This window comes from Albidovulum sp. (assembly GCF_049646345.1).
Classification (GTDB): Bacteria; Pseudomonadota; Alphaproteobacteria; order Rhodobacterales; family Rhodobacteraceae; genus Albidovulum.
Window position 1 is genome coordinate 1 of the sequence record NZ_JBARVQ010000581.1, and the last position, 3,215, is coordinate 3,215.

Consider the following 3,215-nt stretch of genomic DNA (forward strand, 5'->3'; position numbering starts at 1 on the left):
CGCGTTCGGGTTCATAGTGGTCGCTGCCGTCCTGCAGGAAGTAATAGCCAAGCGTGTTCATCGAGAAGGTGTGCCCGACCTCTAGCGAGCGCGATAAAAGGTCGAAGCCCTGCCGCTTCAGCCCTGGATCATCAGCCAGTTCCAGCAACTGCTGGCCCAGCGAGTGATAGGCATAGGGATCCCCCTGATCCACGCCCATGGCCAGAAGCGCCAGCGCCTCTTCCGGTGCCCGCTTTCGGTCAGCCCCGCCGGTTTCCTGTTCGCGTGCGATCTTCAGCATGCCAAGCGCATGCCATGCCCGGGTGTGGCCAAGGTCGCGGGCACGGGTGAACTCCGCCTCTGCCGCATCAAGATCGCGGAGCGCGACATGGACCCGGCCGAGCTGATAGAGGAAGCGGCCATTTTCCGGTTCGCGTGCGACCGCTTCGGTGCAGGCGGAAAGTGCTGCCTGAACTTCAATCTCATTGGGGAAGCGGGCGATGCCGACGCCTTCGGGGTCAAGGTGATCGCCCGCCTGAAAATCGCAAGGATCGACATTCAGCGTAAGCTGCACGTTCTGTGCCTGCCCGTCGGAGGAAACCGTGAATTCATCGGTGATGGAGGGCGAAGACATCTGCATAGCAGAAAGCTCCGGTTGGCTGCTGGCATAGACCAGCCCGTTGACGTCCTCGGAAAGTTGCGCCAGCGGGACAAGGCCGCGTGTTCGTCTGGCATCCGCCAGTTCAAGTCGTCCCAATAGCGGTGGGCTGGTTACGGTAAGGGATGCCATCCGTATTGTGCTACTGGTCTTCAGGGCCGTTCCGACAGGCACCTTACGGTCCAGCGGAAGGGTGATCGACACCGGGTTGGCATTGGCAGAGGGGGCGGTAGCACTTTCGTCGAGCGTCACCTGGAACCCCGGTTTCGCCGGGTCTGAATCGAACGCAGTCTCCTCGATCATCGAAGAGCTTTCCCATGGCAATTGCCGTCCCCCGGTCGCGGCATAGACGCGCCGCCGAACATCCTTCATGACTGTGTTCATCGGGGCGTCCGGCGTGGTTGAAACCGCCTGGTAGAGGGCTTCGGTAAAGGGGCTGTTGGCCCCTGCGCCATCCAGCGCCACTGCACCCGGCGAGGTGGAAAATACGATCAGCGAATTGACGGGCGAGTCCTGTGCTGCAAAGCCGTTGCGGAGTTCCTGTGGAATGGCATCCAGCCCGACAATCGCCCCCCGGTCCGGGAACGGATTGTCACGGCAACTGTCGAGGATCACGACGAGCGACCGTGACCGCGCACCAGCGATGGACAGAAGGCTCGACAGCGAGACGGTTTCAAACGGCAAGTCGTAGATCGTATCAATCTCGGCATCGACGGGGATAAGGCGGTTGGAACTGCCGATCTGCACACCGTGACCGGCATAGTAGATCACGATCTCGGATCCCTTGCCGGTATCGACGATCATGCGCCTGAGGGCGGCTTCAAAACCGCGCCGGTCGAGGTTCTGGTATTCCTGCACCACGAAGCCGCTCTGCTGCAACATTCTGCTGACAAGCCGGGCATCGGAAATCGCGTTCGGCAGCGATGGCGCATGGGCATAGTCGCCATTGCCGATGACGATCGCATAGCGCCCGGTCGCGGGTTCGTCGAGATTGATGCTGAGCCCCGGAATGCCCAGCACTTCGGCTGGCCGTTCTAGCGTGGTGAACGTATCGGAGGATTGTCCGACGGCGGCTCCGCCGCCCACGATTGCCAATGCGAAGATCAGAACCGATGCGCCGGGTCTATACCTGATCATGATCAGTTCCACCCACCACCGCTGCTGCCACCGGTACCACCACCGCTGCCGCCTCCGGTGCCACCACCACCGGCACCTCCGCCGCCACCACCACCCCCATTGGGTCTGGAACCGGAAACGGGCGCCGTTGGATAGGCCGGTGTCGTCGGTGCCACCACCCTGGCCGGTTTGGCGGTATCGGCAGGCGGCGCTTCAACCGGCACAGGAAACTGAAAATACAATCGTGCAAAGGGATAGCCCCTGCTTCCACATCACAAATCTCCACTGAAATAAATTTCCAATAAGGATATCATTTTGGCGCTTTCTATCAATTTTTCTCCCCGCCCTGCGGGCAAGCGAGCCTCCTGCTCAGGCCGAGCGTAACAGAACCTTGGTTGAGGAAATCGCAGCCGCGATCTGTTGGTAATGCACCATGCGCCGGTCCGAATTTTCGGTGGAGCGAAGCAGCGCGGTCGTTGCCTCGGCGATCACGCGCTCGGCCTGTTTTGCGACTTTTGCCTCTGTCCCCGGTCGAACTGCGCGGATCGGCGGAAGAAGGGGGGCCGCGCTCTTGCCGTTCACACGCACCCGCACGCGCGGCGCGCTATTATCAAGGTTTTGCCGCACGATGGCGTCCAGATCCGCCGCCGCCTTGGCGAGTGCGGCGCGCACCGGCGCATATTCTCCGCTATCGGGCAATTCGCGCGACAGACGCCAGAAATGCAGCCTCAGGCAGTCGATGCGATACCTGCGCTCCAGCCGCTCCGGGTTGCAAGCCCCCAGCGCCTTGGACAACTCGTCACTGATCCGGTCGGTCGCGTTGCTGTTGATGAAATAATAGATGCGCGGCCTGGGGCCGCCGGACGATCCGTTTGACCTTGTGATGTCGTTGCCGCCAGCGCCAACACCGGTGTCATCGTCGTTTCCTGCTGTGCCTCCGGCGGAGCCGCCGCCGGTGCCACCGGTCGCGCCACCGCCAGTGCCAGCCGTGCCACCGGTCTGACCGCCCGTACCCGCCTGCTGCGTTTGAAGCAAGAGTGGCATTGCCGTGATGCCGTTGGTCTGTGCCAATGACGGCAGTCTTGCGGGGGCCGCAAAACTCGGGGCGATGGTTGAGGTCGCAAGCGCCGTGCAGGTCAGTCCGGCAATCATCGCCTGCACCGTTTTCGTCGTTTTCTGCGTTTTCTGTTCCATCTTCAATCCTCCTGTTCCAGCCCATACGCGGTGCGGATTGCGCGCTGCGTTCCGGGGCCAACATCCGCATCAAGCGGTCCGTCATAGAATCCGTTCCGTGCCAGTTCCGCCTGAAGCGCCTTTCTGGTGTCGCGTTTGAACATGGTCGGGCGGGTCACGAGCTGGTCGAGGACGCTGAAACTTCCGGCCCGAAGTGCCTGATAGAGAAAGGCGGCGGCGTCGGGCGGGCCCTTGCCGGGCACAAGCCCGTCATCGATCAGTGCGGCAT

Annotated in this window: 3 protein-coding genes; all 3 read right to left on the reverse strand. The window is 62.0% G+C overall.

Going from position 1 to position 3,215, the window contains the following annotated elements; translation table 11 throughout:
- Window positions 1–1,774: caspase family protein (locus WBB85_RS15100; RefSeq protein ID WP_432639426.1), on the reverse strand; the 1,774-nt coding region annotated here is incomplete at its 3' end.
- A 348-nt stretch (window positions 1,775–2,122) separates the two neighbouring features.
- Window positions 2,123–2,947, reverse strand: a complete 825-nt coding sequence (locus WBB85_RS15105) for a hypothetical protein (RefSeq protein ID WP_432639427.1) — start codon at window positions 2,945–2,947, stop codon at window positions 2,123–2,125.
- A gap of 2 nt (window positions 2,948–2,949) precedes the next feature.
- Window positions 2,950–3,215, reverse strand: a 266-nt coding sequence (locus WBB85_RS15110) for a peptidoglycan-binding domain-containing protein (RefSeq protein WP_432639428.1), incomplete at its 5' end; no start/stop codon positions are given.

Bases quoted from the DNA above. Each gene is read 5' to 3' on its own strand.
- WBB85_RS15105 (WP_432639427.1), bottom strand. From the start codon at position 2,947: ATGGAACAGAAAACGCAGAAAACGACGAAAACGGTGCAGGCGATGATT.